This window comes from Roseovarius mucosus (genome assembly GCF_002080415.1).
Lineage (GTDB): Bacteria > Pseudomonadota > Alphaproteobacteria > Rhodobacterales > Rhodobacteraceae > Roseovarius > Roseovarius mucosus_A.
In genome coordinates, this window is the sequence record NZ_CP020474.1 from 2370275 (window position 1) to 2388948 (window position 18674).

Below are 18674 nucleotides of genomic sequence, written 5' to 3' on the forward strand. Positions count from 1 at the left end.
GGGCTAGAGTGGAGGTAGAACGTGCGAATGGCAACTTTCCGCTTTGTAAATCCTACTACTCTTAATCATTGACGCTCAGCGTTTGTGAACTGTCTCTCCTTGGCGCAGGATGTAGTCGGCACCTGTCAATCCGAGTTTGTTAGGTCCAGCCCAGATAAGGTAATAAAGGGGTGCTTTGCGCGTGTTGCGGATCAAGTGGGGCTTGGCGACATAAGGGAAAAGCTTTTTGAGTCGTCCGAAGTAAAGATCAAGTAGTCTTTCCGCTACGTTGCCGTTCTTGGTAGTGACCTCATTGCCAAACAGATCAAGTTTTCGACTATACGCGATTTTGCGCCATTCATCGGTTCCGAAACAAGCGGTCAACTGATCGGCCCACCGTTCCGGCACGTCACCAGAACGGGTGATCAGGCGATTAATTGCCATCGCGAGGGGGAAATTGATCACCACTTCCATGGTTCCAGTTTCAGCCAGCGCTTCAACGGTCGACCACTCTAGATGAGCCCCGTAGGGGTCGAGGAAAGCGACACCGCGAACGTTGCGTGCCTTCAGTGAGGGCGCGAGGTTTCGGATCAGCGGATTGCAATCACCCACCTGAATGGTCACGTCCTTCCTTCCTTCGGTGACAGCGCGCAACGTCTCCGCGCGAGTCTCGTCGAGGTCGAAGAAATAGTGCCGGTGAAAGCCGTACGGCACGTGCAGCGCTCGCACTGGAGAGCCAAGGATAAATTCCTCTTGCGCTTCGGTGTCGTCTGCTTCGTCGAAAAACGGTGAATGCTCCACCGAGAGATTTGAGGTGCGCACCTTGGTTACGCAGGCTCCTGCAAAAGCGTCTATATAGACTCTTGTGAACGACTGCTTGCTTAGCGCCGTTCCGTAGAACTTCAGGTATGCTTCCAGAGCGTCGAGTTTCGCCGCGGCCCACGGCCCGACCGTGTTTTCGCGGTGATCCTTCTTCATGCAAGCTCCGCTATTATCGACTTTGGCACGATCGGCCAAGGGAACCCGTTCCATTCTTCGCCTTCGAGCAGGCGGCCGCCGGATTTCGGACGCGCACCGCCCCATTGTTTGAAGAAGAACGCCACTTCGTATTGCTCACATGCGATACGCAATGCGGTCGCCCATGCGGCTTCCATAGGTCGCGCTCCGGGCCCACTCTCGCCTCCAACTATCGCCCATGCGATGCCCGTCAGGTCGACCACACCAATCGGGCCGAGCAGTGGTTCGAAAGAGATAAACCGTGCGTCCGAGTTGATTTGCCGGAGGTGTTCGATACGCCCTTTGTGGGCAGCGTCTTCTACGGATACACCAAGCCAGATATGTGTCGGCACTCGCCCGCCACCATAACGGTGACGGACATAGTTGCGCATCAATGACGATCGCTTGGTCAACACCTGATAGACATGCCAGTCTGCGGATTCCATCGCCTCGAACACGCAGTCTATGAACTCACGCGGAACGTCCTTGTGGAACAGGTCACTCATAGAGTTGACGAAAATCATGCGCGGTTTCTTCCACAACGCTGGCTGCCCAAGACGCGATGGCCAGAGGCGCATATCGAAGCCCTGCTCATATGGATGCCCCTCAATGCCGCGCCAACGTTCCGCGAACCTTTCAGCGTAACAGTTGTCGCAACCGGGGCCGATCTTCGTGCATCCTGTCACGGGATTCCACGTAGCGTCGGTCCATTCGATTTCAGATTTCTGTGCCATTCTGCGCGACCTCTGTTTTTCGAAAAATGCTACAACAAGTTAAACAAACAGTGAACAAGTATTCATTGGCTTACTTTGAATGTGAAAGCGGACACGCACCTAGAGCGCAGCGAATTACCCCTTTTGCAAAGCAAGCGTAGGGTAGGTACTTGCGCCCACCCCCCAAATCCCCCACTTCCCCCTCCGCATTCCCCGCGCTAAACACCCCTTATGGTTGTTCCGGTTCTCCTTCTTGCCCTCTCTCTCATCGGTGTTGCCGTGGCGCTTTTGTTGCCCGGCTATGGCGATCTGATCCTGCTGGCGGGGCCTTGCACCATCGCGGCTTTGATCCTGCTTTGGCGCGCCCTTTTTCTGCGGATCACGGCCCCGGCCGCGCCCGAGCCCGAGACAGAGCCGAACCGCATCCTGATCGACGGTTCCAACGTCATGTATTGGCGCGACAACACCCCAAGGATCGAAACGCTGCGCGAGGTCATCGGGCAGCTGCGCCGCATCGGCTTTGCGCCGGGGGTCGTGTTTGATGCCAATGCGGGCTATCTGCTGACCGGCAAATACAAACATGATGATGCCATGGCCGGCTATCTGGGGCTGGCCGAGGATTGGGTGATGGTCGTGCCCAAGGGCACCGTTGCCGATCGCTACCTTCTGACCGTTGCGCGCGATGTCGGCGCGCCCATCGTCACCAATGACCGTTACCGCGATTGGGCCGCTGACTATCCCGAAATCAAACAGTCGGGGCGTCTGATCCGGGGAGGCTATCGTGACGGGGCGCTCTGGTTCGAAGGCATGGACATACCGACGTAAGACCGACACGATACCGACGCGGATTTCCCCATGTTTTCAGCGCACTACCGCCCCCGCGCCCCGTCGATCCGCGCCCGCGCGGAATTGGAGCGCGGCATCCACAGCCCCCGGTCAATGGCCTCTGCCAGCCGCTCCGCCAACTCGCGCAGGGCCGATGGGTTATGCTCCGCGATGAAGGCCCGCGTATCCTCATCCTCTAGGAACGCGGCCTCTACCAGATCAAAGTGATGCCCCCGCACAGCGCCAGTTGTGGCAGCAAAAGCAAAGAGATAGTCCACCGTCGCGGCAATCTCGAACGCGCCTTTATAGCCGTGCCGCTTGACCCCTTCGATCCATTTCGGATTGACCACGCGGGATCGCACCACCCGCCCGATCTCATCCTCGAGCGTGCGGATCACCGGGCGTTCGGGGCGTGAATGATCGTTATGGTAAACCGGCCGGTCGCGCCCCTGCAAGGTGCTGACCGCCGCCGCCGCGCCCCCCTCGAACTGATAATAGTCGTCAGAATCAAGAAGATCATGCTCGCGGTTGTCTTGGTTCTGCACAATCGCCTCAGTCTGCCGCAGCCGGGTTTCAAACCCCGCCCGGTCCGGCGTGCCCGCCTCTTTGGCCCCATAGGCATAGCTGCCCCAAGTCAGGTAAGCCTCTGCCAGATCGGCCTTGTCCGCCCAGAGCCGCTCGTCGATCATCGCTTGCAGGCCCGCGCCATAAGCCCCGGGTTTTGCGCCATAAATACGCGGGCCAATCCCCTCGCTCCGCGCCCTCGCGGCGGCGGGATTGCTGTCCTCGGCCTCGTCCAGCCCCTGCACCGCCCGCGCCGCACTGTCAAACAGCGCGATAAGCTGCGGAAACGCATCGCGGAAAAACCCCGAGATGCGCAGTGTCACATCCACCCGCGGCCGCCCCAGCACGCCCTCGGGCAGAATCTCGAACCCGGTCACGCGCCGGTTGGCGGCATCCCATTTTGGCTTGACCCCCATCAGCGCCAGCGCCTGCGCGATGTCATCGCCGCCGGTGCGCATATTGGCCGTGCCCCAGGCGGTGATCAGCAAGGCGCGCGGCCAATCACCATGGGTTTGCAAATGCTTTTCAATCAAGAGGTTGGCAGATTTCCAGCCCAAGGCCCAAGCGGTCGGCGTGGGCACGGCGCGGCTGTCTACGCTGTAGAAATTGCGCCCCGTTGGCAGGGTATCAAGCCGCCCGCGCGTGGGTGCGCCCGAGGGTCCGGGGGCAATCGCCCGCCCGTTCAGCGCGCGCAACAGACCCGCGCCCTCGTCCGGCCCACAGGCGGCAATAGCGGGGCGAATGCGCGCCGCCATCTCTGCCAAAACCGCCGACGTATGCGGTCCGATCTCTTGGCCGCCCTCCCTCAAGAGGCGCTGCGCCATAAGCTCCAAGCGTTCCACAGTGTCGCCATTGCTGCGCCATGGATCGGCGCAGAGACCGCCCAGGGCCTGCGGCTTTTCAGTGGCGGCCTCGGCCATATCGCAATCAAGCGGATCAATGCCCAGCCCGAAATCACGCGCCAGCGCGCGGATCAGCGAGGCGTCTCCACCTTGACCATCGCCGCGCGGCACCCGGGCCAAGGCAATGGCCAGATCAATCTCTTGCTGCCCTGTGGGCGATTGACCGAATACATGCAGCCCATCGCGGATCTGCGCCTCTTTCAACTCGCAGAGATAGGCATCAAGCTGCGCCAGATCAGACTCTTCATCCGCCCCGGACATGCCGACATCCTTATCGAGCCCGGTGGCAGAACTCAGTGTCAGGATCTCGCGCCGCAGATGGGCGATGCGGCGTGGATCGACCCCGGCGGCCTCGTAATACTCATCCACCAGCGCCTCGAGATCGCGCAGCGGGCCATAGGTTTCGGCGCGGGTCAGAGGCGGGGTAAGGTGGTCGATGATCACCGCCTGCGCGCGGCGTTTGGCCTGCGTGCCCTCGCCGGGATCGTTGACGATGAACGGGTAGACATGCGGCATCGGTCCTAGCACCGCTTCAGGCCAACATTCGGCGCTCAGCGCCAGCGCCTTGCCCGGCAACCATTCAAGATTGCCATGCTTGCCCATATGCACGATCGCGTGGGCGCCGAAATGGTGCCGCAGCCAGATGTAGAAGGCGAGGTAATTGTGCGGCGGCACCAGATCGGGGGCATGATAGGTCTCGGTCGGGTCGATGTTATAGCCCCGTGCGGGCTGTAGCCCGACCACGACATGCCCGAAGGTCAGGATTGACAGGGCAAAGCCTGCACCGGTGCTGCCGTCGGATTTGAGAATTTGGGGAACAATGAAAGGGTCCGTCTCAGGCGCGCCCCAACGGGTCGTCATCGCCTCGCGCAGATCCCACGGCAGGGCGTTGAAATGCTCCAGATAGATATCCAGCGGCAGGGTTTCACCGCCGTCGCGCGATGCGCGATCCGTGAGCCAGTTGGTCGGCCCCGCCATCACCGCGCGCATCAGGGCGTCGCTATCTTCTGGCGGATTGGCGACGGTATAGCCCGCCTCGGCCATCAGGCGCAGCGTGTGCACCGTGGCCGCAGGCGTATCAAGACCCACACCATTGGCCAGCCGTCCATCCTTGTTTGGGTAATTGGCAAGGATCAGCGCCACCCGCCGCTTGGGCGCAGGCGTCTGGCGCAGTTTGGCCCAATTGGCGGCCAGCTGCGCCACAAAATCTACCCGGTCGCCAACCGCGCGATACGTGGCGATGGCGCATTCTGTGGCTGCGTCGAAAAACGCCTCGCCCTTGAAACTGATGGCACGGGCAAGAATGCGGCCATCGACCTCGGGCAGGGCCACGTTCATGGCGATGTCGCGGCCTGAAAGGCCCGTGAGCCCCTTGGCCCACGCCTCTTCGGTCGATCCTGCCAATACCACCTGAAACACCGGGGCGCTATTGGCGGCGGGCATGGCCAGCGGATTCTCTGGGCTTTCGTCGCCCGCATGTGGCGAGCCTACGGCAAAGGCGGTGCAGTTCAGGATCACTGCAGGTGGTGCCACGCTGAACAGATGCTCCAGCGTTGCCACCGATACCGGATCTTTGAGCGAGGCGACAAAGACCGGCAACGGATTAAGCCCGGCGCGCAACAGCGATTTCACCAGCCGGTTGATCGGATGAAGCCCGGCCCCCTGCACCAGCGCACGGTAAAAGATAACGGGCACCACCGGCTGGCCGGTACCCCAAGCCTCTTGCGCGGCGCTTAGGCCTGCGACACCCGCACCCGGCCAATAGACGCCCGCGCGCAGCAGCGGGCTGGCGGTGGCAGGGGGGTCGCCGCCCTCCAGCATGGTCTGCGCATAGCGCAGGAAATTCCCGGCATTCTCCGGCCCACCTTCCACAAGATAGGACCAAAGCGCATCGTAATCCGCATCCGACACCGTGGACAGGCCGCGCAATTCTGCGTCTGGCTTGTCATCGCCGGGCAAGAGCGCCACTGGCACGCCGGCCTCATGCAGACGCGCGGCATATTGTTCGGCCCCGTATTTCCAATAGCCCACACCGCCCAGAACCCGCGCGATCACCAGCCGCGATTTCGTGGCGCAGTGATCGAGATGCAAGTCGACGGACATCGGGTGCTGCAAATGGCTGAGATTGGCCAGCCGAAGACTGGGTGGGTCTGCCATTTCGCCGCGCGCCTCGCTTAGTACCGCAAGCTCGGTATCGGCAGCCGAGACAAAGACCACATCGGCGGGGGTTTGGCCCAGATCGACGGGCTCCTTGCCATCCTCGATGGCCCCGGGGGTGGCGGCGAGAAGATGCATCAGACGGTTCCAGCTTGAACGGGGCGGTAATTTGCGGCAATAGCGGCGTCAGAGCGGCGCCATCTGGGGGGCCGGGCCGAAAGGGCAACGACATGGATTACAACGCATTGGGCGCCTCCAAGAAAGGCGGCAAGATTCCCCGCCACAAGGAGCATAACGCACCGGGTACGGACAAGAACCCGTTTGGCAAGCGCCCCTCCAAGGAAGAGCTGATCGCGCGCCTCAAGGCGAAGGCCGAGAAGTCGTCGAAATAGCCTCATAGCCGCTTTTCCATGAAAATGGACGAGGGCGCGTTGGGATAATCGCCGAACGGGCCCCTCGGCATAAAACCGTGCCGGGCATAGAGCTTGTGGGCTGCGGTTAGCAAATTGCCGGTTTCCAGTCGCAGGCAGGGCAGGGCGTGGGTGCGCGCCTCGTCCTCGATCTGGCGCAACAGGGCGTCTGCTACGCCCTGTCCACGCGCTGTCTCGGCCACAAACATGGATTTCACCTCGCCATAGCCATCGCGCAATGCAAGCGCGCCGGTGCCAAGGATTGTGGTGCCGATGCGCGCAGCAAAAAAGCGGATATCGGGCGCGCAGAGCGCGTCGATATCGAGAAAGAAGTTATCCTCGGGCGGAAACAGCGATTCCATCAGGGCATGGCTTGCGCGCAAGAGCGCGCTGGCCTCTGGATGCCTTGGGTCTGCCGCCTCGACGATGATCATGCCAAGAGCGCGGAGGTGATCGCCGCCCGGTCCATCCCGGCCTGACCGATCACGACCAGCCGCGTTTGGCGCGGACCGGACCCAAAGGGTTGGTCGAAATAGCTGTCGACACGCGGCCCAACCGCCTGAATCGTCAGACGCATCGGCTTGCCCGCCACGGCGGCAAAGCCCTTGAGCCTCAGGATATCATGCGCGCGGATCACTTCTGTGATCTGACGGGCAAAGCTGGCCGGATCGGTGATCTCGGGCCGCGTCACCACAAAGCTCTCAAAGGCGTCATGGCCATGGTCATGATGGTGATCATGGTCATCATCGTCGTCGTCGTGATGATCATCTTCGTCGTCATGGTCATGGTGATGATGGTGCAGTTCATGCCGCGCCTCCATATCCGCCTCGGCGCCGATACCCTGTCCAAGCAGCACCTCGACCGGCAGCGCGCCCATCGTCGCGGTCACGACCTGCACACCATCACGCGAGTCTGCGCGCAGCCGCGTTGTAAGCGCGATGCGCTCCTCCTCGGTCAGCAGATCGGATTTGTTGATCACGATCATATCGGCACAGGCCATCTGATCCTCGAAGAGTTCCGATAGCGGCGTTTCGTGGTCAAGGTTTTCATCAAGCTTGCGCTGGGCATCGACCGCCGCCACATCATGCGCAAAGCGTCCTTCGGTGACGGCCTTGCCATCGACCACTGTCACCACGCCATCAACCGTCACCCGCGTGGAAATCTCGGGCCAGTTAAAGGCCCGCACCAGCGGCTGCGGCAGCGCCAGACCAGAGGTTTCGATCACGATGTGATCGGGCGCGCGCTCGCGGTCCAAAAGTTTTTGCAGCGTGGGAATGAAATCCTCTGCCACGGTGCAGCAGATGCAACCGTTCGACAATTCCATCACATCCTCGTCTGAACAGGTCTCGATCCCGCAGCCCTTGAGGATGTCGCCATCAACGCCCAGATCGCCGAATTCGTTGATGATGAGCGCAATGCGCTTGCCGCCCGCATTCTCGAGCATATGCCGGATCAACGTAGTCTTGCCGGCCCCGAGAAATCCTGTGACGACGGTGGCGGGAATCTTGGCTTTCATGTCTTGGCTCCTTCAGGGGCTTGCATCGGGCGGGGCGGCTGGCCTAAGCCCGGTGGAAAAGGGGATCGGGCATGATGCACCGGATTGTGGTCTGTTCTACGTGCGAGCGCACGGATGGCAAGGGCTTTGCGGCCCGGTTGCGCGCGGCTTTCAGCGAACGGGGTATGGAGTTCACGGTGCAGGACCATGACTGCATGTCCAATTGCGCCCGTCCGCTCAGCGTGGCCTTTTCCGCGCCGGGCAAGGCCACGTATCTGTTTGGCGATATAGACCCCGCAGGCGATCTTGAGGATACGCTGGCCTTTGCCGCGCTATATGCCGAGTGCGCCGATGGTTGGATCGAGGATGCACGTCCTGCCGGACGGCTCCGGCATTGCCTGATCGGGCGCGTGCCGGGCTGAGGGATCATTCGATCACCACCGCAATCGTGGCCTCTATGGGTACGCCGCCCACGGCCAGTTGCGTATGGTCATTGGCATTCAAAGTCACGCGCAGCTCATGGCTGCCGACAGGCAACGCATCCAGCTGCATCCATGGGCCGTAAGCACGCGCGATCTTGATCCCGTTGAGATAAAGATGCGCATGCCCATGCCCCGGCATATGCGGGCCATTCACCCCCTCGGGATCAAAGGTAAAGTTCTCTACCCCGATATGCAGGTTGCGGCTCTGCGCTCCATCAGCGTGCAACGTCAGGTCCAGCATCGGGGCAGGCGTGCCCGCTTCGGTCAGTGTGGCATGAGCGCTGCCCCCATGATCATGCGCGCTGTGGTCGTGCACTGCCGCGCCGTGATCGTGGTCATGCCCCTCAAGCTGCGCGCCCGATGTAGCGGCAATCAAAAACCCCAGACCTGTTCCGAAAAAAAGGCCGATGCCGAGAAAGGCAAATGGTTTTGCCATAATATCGCTCTCCTTGCGGATGGCCCCGGCACCGTGATGCCGGGGTGATGTCATGTCAGGCGGTGGCGCTTTCACGTTGCCAGAAATACCCGGCAAGCGCGCCAAGACAGACCCAAGCCGCCATCCCGACGCCAAGCGCACGCGCAGCAAAGAGCGCGGCCAGTTCCGGTGGCACCGGCCCGGTAAAGCTTTCGGGTTCAGGCGCACCGATCAGATGCGGTGCCGCCAACAGCGCGATCGCAACCGCCAGCATCACCGGCCCTTTGCCAAAGGCCATCAAGCCAAGCCCCACCGCCGTGGCAATCACTGTGCCCCACCACCAGATTTGTCGTGCGGTGATGTCGGTATAGGCCACGCCCGGCACTTCCGGCGGCAGCGACACAGCGGGTGCGAAATGCAGCGCGACAAATCCCGCCAAACCCCACATCACACCGCGGCGCGCGTCGATGCGCACGCCATATTCCGCCGCCATCCCCATACAGGCCACCAGAACCAGCCCGTAGCCCACGTAGATCAGCGCCGCAAACAGGATGCTTAGCCCGTCGCGCATCACGTCAAACCCCGGCAATTCGGGCGTGGCGCTGATCGCCTCTGCCCCAAAATGCACAAGAGTGCCCCCTTCATACAGCTCGGCATGCAAAAGCACGGGCTGAATGAACACCATCTGCAACAGGGCGGCTATCAGCCCTGCACAGAAACCAGCGAACAACGCGCTGGTCGCAATTTTTGAGAACATAGGTTAGTGGCAGGGAAAGCCGGTTGCGTGGCGCACATCGTGCGCTGCGTCATGCAGTGCCGAGGCTTGCACATGGCCTGCGACGGTCACGATGCCCAAGCCCAGAAAGAGCGCGGCAACGAACGGCAGGACGGTAGATTTTGCAGCAGTTTGAACCAATGTGGTCATGGCGATATCTCCTTTGCGCCTCTCACCCGAGGCGGGATTGACGAACGCAGGGCTGGTCTCCTGGCTCGCGGGTCGTCGCCTGTCTGCCGCCTTCCCAAGGTCATAGGCACCTCAGTGGCATCTGGCAGGGGCTCGCCGCTTACAGTCGCGGGGGCGGCTGACGCATAGGCGCCCTAATTGGGTCCACCGGCACGTCATTCCCATTTCATCCCCGAGGCGCTTTGCACCCAAACGAGGAACCTTGCACGTCCGGTATGCAGGCTGTTCTGCGACCCGTCAAGGAGGATTGCGACCGCTTTTTGGCAATCCGCGGCATTCTTTCTGCGGGGCTTGGCGGCGGTTCGCCCAATATCATGTGGATAAATGCTGTGACCGCCCCATATCATGTGGTTGGTCGTTGACAGGCCCGCCCCTCAGACATCACAATTCTACGACAACGGAATCACCGGACACGAAGGGCGCGCGCGCAGGTGCAGTTCTCGAAACTCAGATTGACCGGCTTCAAAAGCTTTGTCGACCCGACCGATCTGATCATCGCGCGCGGTCTTACCGGTGTTGTCGGTCCCAATGGCTGTGGCAAATCCAACCTGCTTGAGGCGCTGCGCTGGGTGATGGGTGAAAACCGTCCCACTGCGATGCGCGGCGACGGGATGGAGGATGTGATCTTTGCCGGGGCCGCAACCCGGTCTGCCCGCAACTTTGCCGAGGTGGTGATTCACCTCGACAATTCCGACCGTCTGGCGCCCGCCGGGTTCAACGAGGCCGATCAGCTTGAGATCACCCGCCGCATCACCCGCGATGTGGGCAGCGCCTATAAAGTCAACGGTAAGGACGTGCGCGCCCGCGACGTGCAGATGCTCTTTGCCGATGCCTCAACCGGCGCGCATTCGCCCGCTTTGGTGCGTCAGGGGCAAATCTCGGAGCTGATCAACGCCAAGCCGAAATCGCGGCGGCGGATCCTGGAAGAGGCCGCTGGCATTTCCGGCCTCTATCAGCGCCGCCACGAGGCCGAATTGAAGCTGCGCGGGGCCGAGGCCAATTTGACCCGTGTCGATGACGTGGTCGAGCAACTGGCAAACCAACTGGCGCAATTGGCACGACAGGCCAAGCAGGCGGCACGCTATCGCCAAATTGGTGAAGAACTGCGCTTGGCTGAGGGGCTGTTGCTCTATCGCCGCTGGAAAGAGGCCGATTTGGCCCGTGCTCGTGCCGAGGATGACTTGCGCGAGCGCACCACAGTCGCCGCCCGCGCAGAGTTGGCTGCACGCGAGGCGGCCAAGGTGCGCGCCCGCGCCGAAGATGCCCTGCCCAAGCTGCGCGAAGAAGAGGCCATCGCGGCGGCAATCCTGCAACGCCTGAGCGTGCAGCGTGACACCCTGACCGAACAAGAGGCGTCCGCCCGCGACCGCATTGCCACGCTGCGCAGCCGGATCGAGCAACTCGCCCGCGACATGGAGCGCGAGGCGGGGTTGAACCGCGACGCAGGCGAGACCATCGCGCGTCTGGAATGGGAGGCCGGCGAACTTGCCAAAGGGGCCGAGGGCCACGATGCCCGGCTTGAAGCGGCCCAAACCGAGGCGCGCGAGGCTGCGCAAATCCTGCAACAGCGGGAAAATGATCTCAGCCAGATGACCGAGGATATGGCGCGCCTTGCCGCCCGCCACCAATCTGCACAACGCCTTCTAGAGGATAGCCGCAAGACCTTGATCAAGAGCGAGGCCGAGGCCGAACGTGCCCGCGCCGCACAAGCCGATTTGCGCGCGGCCCTAACGCGCGCCGAGGCCGACCACACCGCCGCCCAAGAGGCCGAGGCCGAGGCGGTCGCCCGCGCAGAGGCGGCGGAATCCGCCCTGTTCGCCGCTGACGAGGCGCGCGCCGAGGCTCAGGCCCAAGAGGCCGAGGCGCGTGCCGCGCGCTCTGAGGCCGAGGGCGAATTGGGGGCCTTGCGCGCCGAGGTCACGGCCTTGGCCAAGCTGGTGCAGCGCGACACGGCCGAGGGCGGGCAGGTGATGGACCGCCTTCAGGTGCAACAGGGCTTTGAGAAGGCGCTGGGCGCCGCCCTTGCCGATGATCTGCGCGCCCCCGAAGTCGAGGCCGATGGCCCCTCTGGCTGGACCGTGCTGCCTGCCTATCACACGCCGCAACCCCTGCCCGAGGGGGTGACCGCGCTCAGCCGCCATGTCTCGGTCCCCGAGGTGCTGGCCCGGCGCATGTCGCAGATCGGGTTGATCGATCCCGAGGATGCCGCCCGTCTGCAACCCCTTTTGAAACCCGGTCAGCGTCTGGTCAGCACCGAGGGTGATCTATGGCGCTGGGACGGATTTCGCGCATGGGCCGAGGATGCCCCCTCTGCCGCCGCCCTGCGTCTGCAACAGCTCAACCGGCTTGAGGAACTCAAGCAACAGCTTGAACACACCACAGCGCGCGCAGAGGGGGCCGTTCGCGGCCACGAGGCGCTGCGCGAGGCGCTGATCCGTCGCACCGAAGAGGATCGCGCCGCCCGTGAGGCCCGCCGCTCTGCCGATGCCGCCGTCAACGAGACCAATCGCGCCCTCAGCCGCGCTGAGGCGGATCGCAACCTTGCCGGATCGCGGCTGGAATCATTGGGTCTCGCCGTCACCCGCCATGACGAAGAGGCGATGACCGCCCGTCAGAGCCTGTCTGAGGCGGAAAAGGGTCTGGCAGGACTTGGCGATCTGGATGCCACCCGCGCCGATCTCGAAGATATCAAGATGGCGGTCGAGGCCGCGCGCATGACCATGATGACCAAACGGTCAGGGGCCGACGAACTGCGCCGCGAGGGCGAGCGCCGGACGCGCCGCAGTCAGGAAATCACCAAGGAAGTCAGCGGCTGGCGGCACCGGCTCGACACTGCCGAGCGTCGGATCGCGGAACTGGCAGAGCGCAAGGAAGAGTCCGAAGAGGCCCTCGCTGATGCCAGTGCTGCACCCGAACTTCTTGCTGCCAAGCGCGCCGAACTGGGCGAGGAAATCACCCGCAGCGAGGCCCGTCGCGCCGCCGCTGCCGATGCGCTCTCAACTGCCGAAGGGGCCGCGCGCCAAGCCGCGCTGGACGAGCGCGACTCCGAACGCCTGGCCTCAGAGGCTCGCGAAATGCGTGCCCGGGCCGAGGCCCGGCTGGATGCCGCGCGCGAGACCCGAGATTACGCCGCCGAGCGGATCAACGAGACGCTGGAGCAAACCCCCGAGGCCCTCTTGCAGAGCCTCGCGGTCGATCCCGACACCATGCCCGCCTCTGATGCAATCGAGGCTGATGTGAACCGCCTTAAACGACAGCGCGACGCACTGGGGGCCGTGAACCTGCGCGCCGAAGAAGACGCCAAAGAGGTCGAGGCCGAGCATGACAGTCTGATCAAGGAAAAGACCGATCTTGAAGAGGCGATCAAGACCCTGCGCAGTGGTATCGCCAGCCTCAACCGCGAAGGGCGCGAGCGGCTTTTGACCGCGTTCGAGACGGTCAATTCCAATTTTAGCCTGCTCTTTCGTCACCTTTTTGGCGGCGGCGAAGCCAGTCTTGTGCTGGTCGAGAGCGAAGACCCATTGGAGGCGGGGCTTGAAATAATGTGCCAACCGCCGGGCAAGAAGCTCTCGACACTCAGCCTCTTGTCGGGCGGAGAACAGACCCTGACCGCGCTGGCGCTGATCTTTGCGGTGTTTCTCGCCAATCCCGCGCCAATCTGCGTGCTGGATGAGGTGGACGCGCCCCTTGACGATGCCAATGTCACCCGCTTCTGTGATCTCTTAGACGAGATGTGCCGCCGCACGGAAACCCGCTTTCTCATCATCACCCATCACGCCGTGACCATGAGCCGGATGGATCGGCTTTTTGGCGTTACCATGGCCGAACAAGGCGTAAGCCAACTGGTTTCGGTCGATCTCAAGAAGGCGGAAGCAATGGTCGCCTGAGCGACGTAAGGCGGCGGATGCATGCGCGCCTTTGCGTGGCGTCATCCAACCCCGGGCTTGACCCCAGGTGATATTCCAATAGATTTTACGCCCCTGACGCCGAATGGCGCGGCGCGCTTTTCACATCCCTGCGCGCCATCACGGGCGCGTCCATGTGCCCAAAATTCAAACGGGACATGGAGAGCCTTTGTCATGCTACGATTTTTTGTGCAGTTTCTTGCCGCCCTTTTTTTGACCATCACCACCGCCACAGCTCAAACTTCACAAGAGCCTGCGGCTGATCCCGATACCGGGCGTTCCAGCGTCGATGTGCTGATCGAGGTGATCGAGGATGAGGCCGCGCGCGCGGAACTGGTCGAGCGGCTGCGCTCCGCCGGTCTGCCTGAGGCGGTCGAGGCGGTGGTTCCCGCCGCTCCACCGCCCTCGGACGTGTCCTTTGGCCGTAGGGTGGCCGAGATCACGCAAGCCGCCGCCGAAGATGTCGCTGATTGGGTTGCGCATGTCGCCCGCCAGATCACCCGCGCGCCCAATGTGCTTGACGGCCTCAGCGGTGGAGAGGTCGCCGTGCTGCTTACGGCTTTGGCGGATCTTGCTGTGGTGATCGTGGGCACTGTTGTGGCCTTTCTGGTTCTGCGCGGGCTTGGCAAAACGCTCTACGCCCGCATGAGCGCCTCTGCCCGCGATGGCGGCCTCGCGCGGACCGTCCTGCTCTTTCTCGCCTCTGCCATCACGGATGGGGTGATCGTGCTTATCGCTTGGGCGGCGGGCTATGCGCTGGCAATCCTTGCCTTGGGCGAGTTTGGCCAGATTGGTATTCGCCAAACCCTCTATCTCAACGCCTTTCTGCTGGTGGAAATGGCCAAAGTCGCGGTCAGGCTGGTGCTTTCGCCTTCGGCGACTGCGCTGCGCCCGCTGCCGATCAGTGATCGCGCGTCGGCCTATCTGTGCTCTCGCATCAACCTCATTGTCGGGATTGTGGGATATGGGCAACTTCTGGTCGTGCCGATCATCAACGGCAATGTGTCCTTTGCCGCCGGTCGGGCGGTTTCGACGCTGATTGCCGTGGCGGTTCTGGCGCTGGCGATTGGGCTGGTGCTGCGCAACCGGCGGGCGGTGTCCGACTGGCTTTTGGGCGCGCAAGTGGACAGTGCAACGCCGCCCAAGGGCGCATTGGCCTATCTGGCGCGTCACTGGCACTGGCCCGCGTTGACCTATCTTTTGGCGATGTTCGTGGTCGTGCTTGTGCGGCCCGGCAATGCGGTCTTTCAGACCTTTCTGGCCTCTGGTCAGGTGCTTGTTGTGGGGCTTGTCGGATTTTCCGTTGCGACATTTCTCAGCCGCATGATGGTGCGCGGTGTGGCGCTGCCGCCGGGCATTTCGGCACGGGTGCCGCTTTTGCAGGGGCGGCTCAATTCCTTTGTGCCCAAGACACTTTTTGTCCTGCGCGCGGTGATCTTTGTTCTGGTCGTGCTTTTGGCCCTGAACGCGATTGGCCTTATTGACCTGCGCGGCTGGATGGTCAGCCAGTTTGGCCTCCGCCTTACCGGTATGATCCTGTCGGTGTCGCTGGTGCTGCTGGTGGCCTTTGGTCTCTGGCTGGCCTTGACCTCTTGGGTCGATTACCGGCTCAATCCCGAGTTTGGCAAAGTGGCCACCGCGCGGGAACAGACGCTTCTGACGCTTTTGCGCAATGCCGCCACGATTGCGCTTGTCGTTGTGACGCTGATGTTTGTTCTGGCCGAAATCGGCCTTGATATCGCGCCGCTTCTGGCCTCTGCCGGGGTTCTAGGTCTTGCCATCGGTTTCGGTGCGCAAAAGATGGTGCAGGACATTATCACCGGTATTTTCATTCAGTTCGAGAACGCGATGAATGTCGGCGATGTGGTGACAGTGGGCGGTGTCACCGGCACCGTCGAGCGGCTGACGATCCGCTCGGTCAGCCTGCGTGATGTGCAGGGTGTCTATCACATCATTCCGTTTTCTTCGGTCGATATGGTGTCAAACTATGTGCGTGATTATGGCTATTTCGTCTGCGACATGGGCGTGGCCTATCGCGAGAATGTGGATGAGGTGAAGCAAGCGATGCTCGATGCCTTCGCCGAACTGATGGGGGATCCCGATCAGGCAGATGGCATTCTGGATGAATTGGAATGGTTCGGCGTCAACAGCTTTGGCGACAATGCCGTGATGCTGCGCGCCCGGATCAAATGCGTGCCGGGTCGGCAATGGGGCATTGGACGCGCCTATAATGGCGTGTTGAAAAAGGTGTTCGACGCTCGCAACATCGAAATCCCCTTTCCGCATCAGACGATCTATTTCGGCGAAAGCAAGACAGGCCGCACACAAAGTCTGAGGGTCGACATGGATGCAGAGCGCGCCAAGGCGTGATCCGCTTGCCATGGATCACACGCCGATCACGAAAGCGTGTTAATCCCTGTTGACTTATCGCGCAGACCAGAGAAATTCCAACCAGGACACGCGGCGGGATCCCGCCGCGTGACGTAATGCAGACCTGTGGCATTGTTGAAAACAATGTTGAAACCTGTGGTCGCGGCGGCTTTTTCGCAGCGACTTCTTTGATTGAATAAATTGGAGCGAAAATGAATTCCACCGAAGTCCTGCGCCTGTCTAACGGAAACTTCTTCAGCTTTGAGACCGTCTTCGCTGCGCCCTCACCGGGTGCCGCGTTTGAGCAGGTTCTCACTGTGACGCTTCATGGGGTTGACGGTTCTCAGATCGGCGATCCGCTGCGTCTGCGTGTCGGCGAGTTGCCCGAAGCTGAGGTGGGGCTCTATCGCAACAGCGTCGAGTTCTCGATTGCCCAGCCGGATGGCGGTGCGGTGATTTATCTTAATGAGACGACTGACGGTATATTCGATTTTGAAGCCAACACTTTTTTGGTCTCCAGCACATTCAGCGACTTTATTGTCAGGCTTGATGCACAGGGTGTGATTTCCAGTGTCGCGCCGCTGTCGGAAAGCTTGGCACTACGCGGCTTTTTTCGTGATCCGGGCACGGTCATTTCCTTATCAGATGGCTCGGGCCTTATCGTCCACAATGTCTTGGCGAAAGTCTCGGCGGATGGCACCGTGGGAGATGTCTTCTTTCAGATCGATCCTGCAGAGATGACCGCTGGCACGATCATCAACACCGGGGCCGTAGCCTTGCCCGATGGTGGCTTTTTCGCCATTGGCTACACCGATCCGTCGGCCCGTGCCAGCACCGGCAATTTCCTATATGGCAGCTTTGTTGATGCGGACCTTGCCGCCGTCGGCGATCCCATCGTTCTTCTGGATGATACTTTCTTTCCCGAGGCGATTTTTGGCGAGTTGGATGACTACGCCATTCTGCGGCTGCCCAATGGCCGTATCGCGATTGCCGTCAACACCTACGATTCCGCCGATGCGCTCAGCCGTGTCAGTGAGATGACGCTGCTGATCCTCAACCCGGATGGCACGGTGAACACGCCCGCCTTCAGGGCCAACGGCGGCGGTGAACGCGCGGCGCGTCAATTTGAGCCGGAATTGTTCCTGTTGTCGGATGGCGGCTTTGCATTGGCCTATCAGACAGGCAATGAATTTGTTTTCAGTATTGATTTGCATGTGCGCCGCTTCAGCGCAGATGGTGTGTTTCAAGAAGAGATCGTGGTGGTGGACGGCGGCATTGTGGGTGGCTTTGATCCCGATATCGTGGAACTGCATGTCAATCCCAATGGCGATATTCTGTTCTTTGGTGTCTCCGGCGATGCGGCCTTGCTCGGTCAACTGGCAGTCGGCACCGTTGTAGAGCCGGAACCCACCGATGTGATCACCGGCACCGATGGCGATGACACGCTCGCGGGCACGGATGGCGACGATCAGATCGCCGCAGGGGCAGGCAATGACAGTATCGACGGTGGGGCGGGAAATGACTCGATCTCGTCCTCCGATGGCAACGATCAGGCCATTGGCGGTGCTGGCAACGACAATATCGGCGGGGGCCAGGGCGATGACACCATCGACGGCGGGGCCGGTGACGACATCATCGGCGGTGGCTTTGGCGCCGATAGCATCATGGGCGGCACGGGCAATGACGTTGTTGCAGGCGGGGCGGACAATGACACCCTGTCCGGCGGCGACGGCAATGACAGCATGTCGGGCAGCTTCGGCAATGACAGCATTGATGGCGGTGAGGGCGCGGATGATATCGGCGGCGGCACCGGGCGCGATACGATTGACGCAGGCGCAGGGGATGATCGCGTGGGCGGTGGCGAAGGCGATGACAGTATCCTTGGCGGTGACGGCGATGACTTCCTCGCTGGTGGCGGGCGTAACGATCTGATCGACGGCGGCGCAGGCAGTGACACGATCAACGCGGGCGCTGGAAATGACACGATCACTGGCGGTGCGGATGCCGATTTGTTCGTCTTTTCGTCCTTCTTTGACGGCGAGGCCGATATCATCACCGATTTCGAGGATGGTTCAGACAGTTTCCTGATCCGCCGCTTTGATCCCGATACCGGCGTTGAGAATATCAACAATGGCGGCAATGGTCTGGCGGGCTTTGTTGCCGCGATGAACATCCTCGATGTGGCGGGCGGCGCGCAGATGACTGTGGGCGGCAATACGATCCTCGTCCAAGGCATCACCGCCGCGCAACTCACAGTGGATGATTTCACGTTCCTCTAACACGAAAAGGCATGGCTCGCCCAGAACCGGGCGGGCCATTGCATTTTGGGCCAAACCCCGTCCCGCCTATTCTGATACATGCTGTCGCAGCCCTGCGCAGCTGGCGCTTTTGGCTTCTCTGAGCATCTCATTTTACACTAATCTTTAGTCTCGAAAGGATATCTTTTCGCGAGATGCCTCTGGCGTGTATCTTGCGCCTTTGAACACAACCGAGACTA

General features: G+C 61.5%; 14 protein-coding genes and 1 riboswitch. Of the genes, 6 read left to right on the forward strand and 8 right to left on the reverse strand.

Annotation, left to right across the window (positions count from 1 at the left end; genetic code table 11):
- Positions 1–75 precede the first annotated feature (75 nt).
- A complete protein-coding gene (gene tcmP, locus ROSMUCSMR3_RS11335; RefSeq protein WP_157667292.1) occupies positions 76–957 on the reverse strand; it encodes a three-Cys-motif partner protein TcmP in 882 nt (293 codons plus the stop codon).
- Entirely contained in the window at positions 954–1709 is a 756-nt protein-coding gene (locus ROSMUCSMR3_RS11340) for a DUF5131 family protein (RefSeq protein ID WP_081507383.1), read from the reverse strand. Before ROSMUCSMR3_RS11340 ends, tcmP begins: the two co-directional genes overlap by 4 nt.
- Before the next feature lie 210 nt (positions 1710–1919).
- Between ROSMUCSMR3_RS11340 and ROSMUCSMR3_RS11345 the strand changes: the two genes are divergently transcribed.
- Positions 1920–2513 carry an NYN domain-containing protein gene (locus ROSMUCSMR3_RS11345; RefSeq protein WP_008279709.1) on the forward strand — a complete coding sequence of 198 codons (594 nt, stop codon included), beginning with the start codon at positions 1920–1922 and terminating at the stop codon, positions 2511–2513.
- A gap of 44 nt (positions 2514–2557) precedes the next feature.
- On the opposite strand, the gene cobN is transcribed toward ROSMUCSMR3_RS11345, so the two are convergent.
- Positions 2558–6274: a cobaltochelatase subunit CobN gene (gene cobN / locus ROSMUCSMR3_RS11350; protein WP_081507384.1), complete on the reverse strand. Its 3717-nt coding sequence runs from the start codon at positions 6272–6274 to the stop codon at positions 2558–2560.
- Between the two features lie 92 nt (positions 6275–6366).
- Between cobN and ROSMUCSMR3_RS21465 the strand changes: the two genes are divergently transcribed.
- Complete coding sequence (locus ROSMUCSMR3_RS21465; protein WP_008279707.1) at positions 6367–6528, forward strand: hypothetical protein; 162 nt, start codon at positions 6367–6369, stop codon at positions 6526–6528.
- 2 nt (positions 6529–6530) lie between these two features.
- On the opposite strand, the gene ROSMUCSMR3_RS11355 is transcribed toward ROSMUCSMR3_RS21465, so the two are convergent.
- The gene (locus tag ROSMUCSMR3_RS11355) at positions 6531–6980 is read right to left on the reverse strand and encodes a GNAT family N-acetyltransferase (protein ID WP_081507385.1); all 450 of its coding nucleotides are present in this window, start codon (positions 6978–6980) and stop codon (positions 6531–6533) included.
- Positions 6977–8062 (reverse strand): cobalamin biosynthesis protein CobW, encoded by a 1086-nt coding sequence (gene cobW, locus ROSMUCSMR3_RS11360; protein ID WP_081507386.1) that lies wholly within the window; start codon positions 8060–8062, stop codon positions 6977–6979. The genes ROSMUCSMR3_RS11355 and cobW overlap by 4 nt, the downstream gene beginning before the upstream one ends.
- Before the next feature lie 71 nt (positions 8063–8133).
- Between cobW and ROSMUCSMR3_RS11365 the strand changes: the two genes are divergently transcribed.
- Positions 8134–8463: a DUF1636 family protein gene (locus tag ROSMUCSMR3_RS11365; protein ID WP_081507387.1), complete on the forward strand. Its 330-nt coding sequence runs from the start codon at positions 8134–8136 to the stop codon at positions 8461–8463.
- Between the two features lie 4 nt (positions 8464–8467).
- On the opposite strand, the gene ROSMUCSMR3_RS11370 is transcribed toward ROSMUCSMR3_RS11365, so the two are convergent.
- The 3 genes from ROSMUCSMR3_RS11370 to ROSMUCSMR3_RS11380 are packed head-to-tail and all read right to left on the reverse strand — an operon-like array spanning position 8468 to position 9863.
- Entirely contained in the window at positions 8468–8959 is a 492-nt protein-coding gene (locus ROSMUCSMR3_RS11370; protein WP_037297028.1) for a hypothetical protein, read from the reverse strand.
- 55 nt (positions 8960–9014) lie between these two features.
- The gene (locus ROSMUCSMR3_RS11375; RefSeq protein ID WP_008279702.1) at positions 9015–9695 is read right to left on the reverse strand and encodes a CbtA family protein; all 681 of its coding nucleotides are present in this window, start codon (positions 9693–9695) and stop codon (positions 9015–9017) included.
- A 3-nt stretch (positions 9696–9698) separates the two neighbouring features.
- Complete coding sequence (locus ROSMUCSMR3_RS11380) at positions 9699–9863, reverse strand: CbtB domain-containing protein (RefSeq protein WP_008279701.1); 165 nt, start codon at positions 9861–9863, stop codon at positions 9699–9701.
- Positions 9864–9895: 32 nt separating this feature from the next.
- Positions 9896–10122: riboswitch (cobalamin riboswitch) on the reverse strand.
- Positions 10123–10333: 211 nt separating this feature from the next.
- Here ROSMUCSMR3_RS11380 and smc point away from each other — a divergent pair.
- The 3 genes from smc to ROSMUCSMR3_RS21675 all read left to right on the forward strand — a co-directional run bounded on the left by smc (position 10334) and on the right by ROSMUCSMR3_RS21675 (position 18456).
- Positions 10334–13789 (forward strand): chromosome segregation protein SMC, encoded by a 3456-nt coding sequence (smc, locus tag ROSMUCSMR3_RS11385; RefSeq protein WP_081507388.1) that lies wholly within the window; start codon positions 10334–10336, stop codon positions 13787–13789.
- A 192-nt stretch (positions 13790–13981) separates the two neighbouring features.
- Positions 13982–16177 (forward strand): mechanosensitive ion channel domain-containing protein, encoded by a 2196-nt coding sequence (locus ROSMUCSMR3_RS11390; protein ID WP_081507389.1) that lies wholly within the window; start codon positions 13982–13984, stop codon positions 16175–16177.
- 212 nt (positions 16178–16389) lie between these two features.
- On the forward strand, positions 16390–18456 hold the full coding sequence (locus ROSMUCSMR3_RS21675; RefSeq protein ID WP_237183436.1) for a calcium-binding protein: 2067 nt from the start codon (positions 16390–16392) through the stop codon (positions 18454–18456).
- The last annotated feature ends 218 nt before the right edge of the window (positions 18457–18674 follow it).

Bases quoted from the DNA above. Each gene is read 5' to 3' on its own strand.
- ROSMUCSMR3_RS11365 (WP_081507387.1), top strand. From the start codon at position 8,134: ATGATGCACCGGATTGTGGTCTGTTCTACGTGCGAGCGCACGGATGGC.
- ROSMUCSMR3_RS11375 (WP_008279702.1), bottom strand. From the start codon at position 9,695: ATGTTCTCAAAAATTGCGACCAGCGCGTTGTTCGCTGGTTTCTGTGCA.
- ROSMUCSMR3_RS11390 (WP_081507389.1), top strand. From the start codon at position 13,982: ATGCTACGATTTTTTGTGCAGTTTCTTGCCGCCCTTTTTTTGACCATC.
- tcmP (WP_157667292.1), bottom strand. From the start codon at position 957: ATGAAGAAGGATCACCGCGAAAACACGGTCGGGCCGTGGGCCGCGGCG.
- ROSMUCSMR3_RS21675 (WP_237183436.1), top strand. From the start codon at position 16,390: ATGAATTCCACCGAAGTCCTGCGCCTGTCTAACGGAAACTTCTTCAGC.
- cobW (WP_081507386.1), bottom strand. From the start codon at position 8,062: ATGAAAGCCAAGATTCCCGCCACCGTCGTCACAGGATTTCTCGGGGCC.
- ROSMUCSMR3_RS11355 (WP_081507385.1), bottom strand. From the start codon at position 6,980: ATGATCATCGTCGAGGCGGCAGACCCAAGGCATCCAGAGGCCAGCGCG.
- ROSMUCSMR3_RS21465 (WP_008279707.1), top strand. From the start codon at position 6,367: ATGGATTACAACGCATTGGGCGCCTCCAAGAAAGGCGGCAAGATTCCC.
- ROSMUCSMR3_RS11340 (WP_081507383.1), bottom strand. From the start codon at position 1,709: ATGGCACAGAAATCTGAAATCGAATGGACCGACGCTACGTGGAATCCC.
- ROSMUCSMR3_RS11345 (WP_008279709.1), top strand. From the start codon at position 1,920: ATGGTTGTTCCGGTTCTCCTTCTTGCCCTCTCTCTCATCGGTGTTGCC.
- ROSMUCSMR3_RS11380 (WP_008279701.1), bottom strand. From the start codon at position 9,863: ATGACCACATTGGTTCAAACTGCTGCAAAATCTACCGTCCTGCCGTTC.
- cobN (WP_081507384.1), bottom strand. From the start codon at position 6,274: ATGCATCTTCTCGCCGCCACCCCCGGGGCCATCGAGGATGGCAAGGAG.
- ROSMUCSMR3_RS11370 (WP_037297028.1), bottom strand. From the start codon at position 8,959: ATGGCAAAACCATTTGCCTTTCTCGGCATCGGCCTTTTTTTCGGAACA.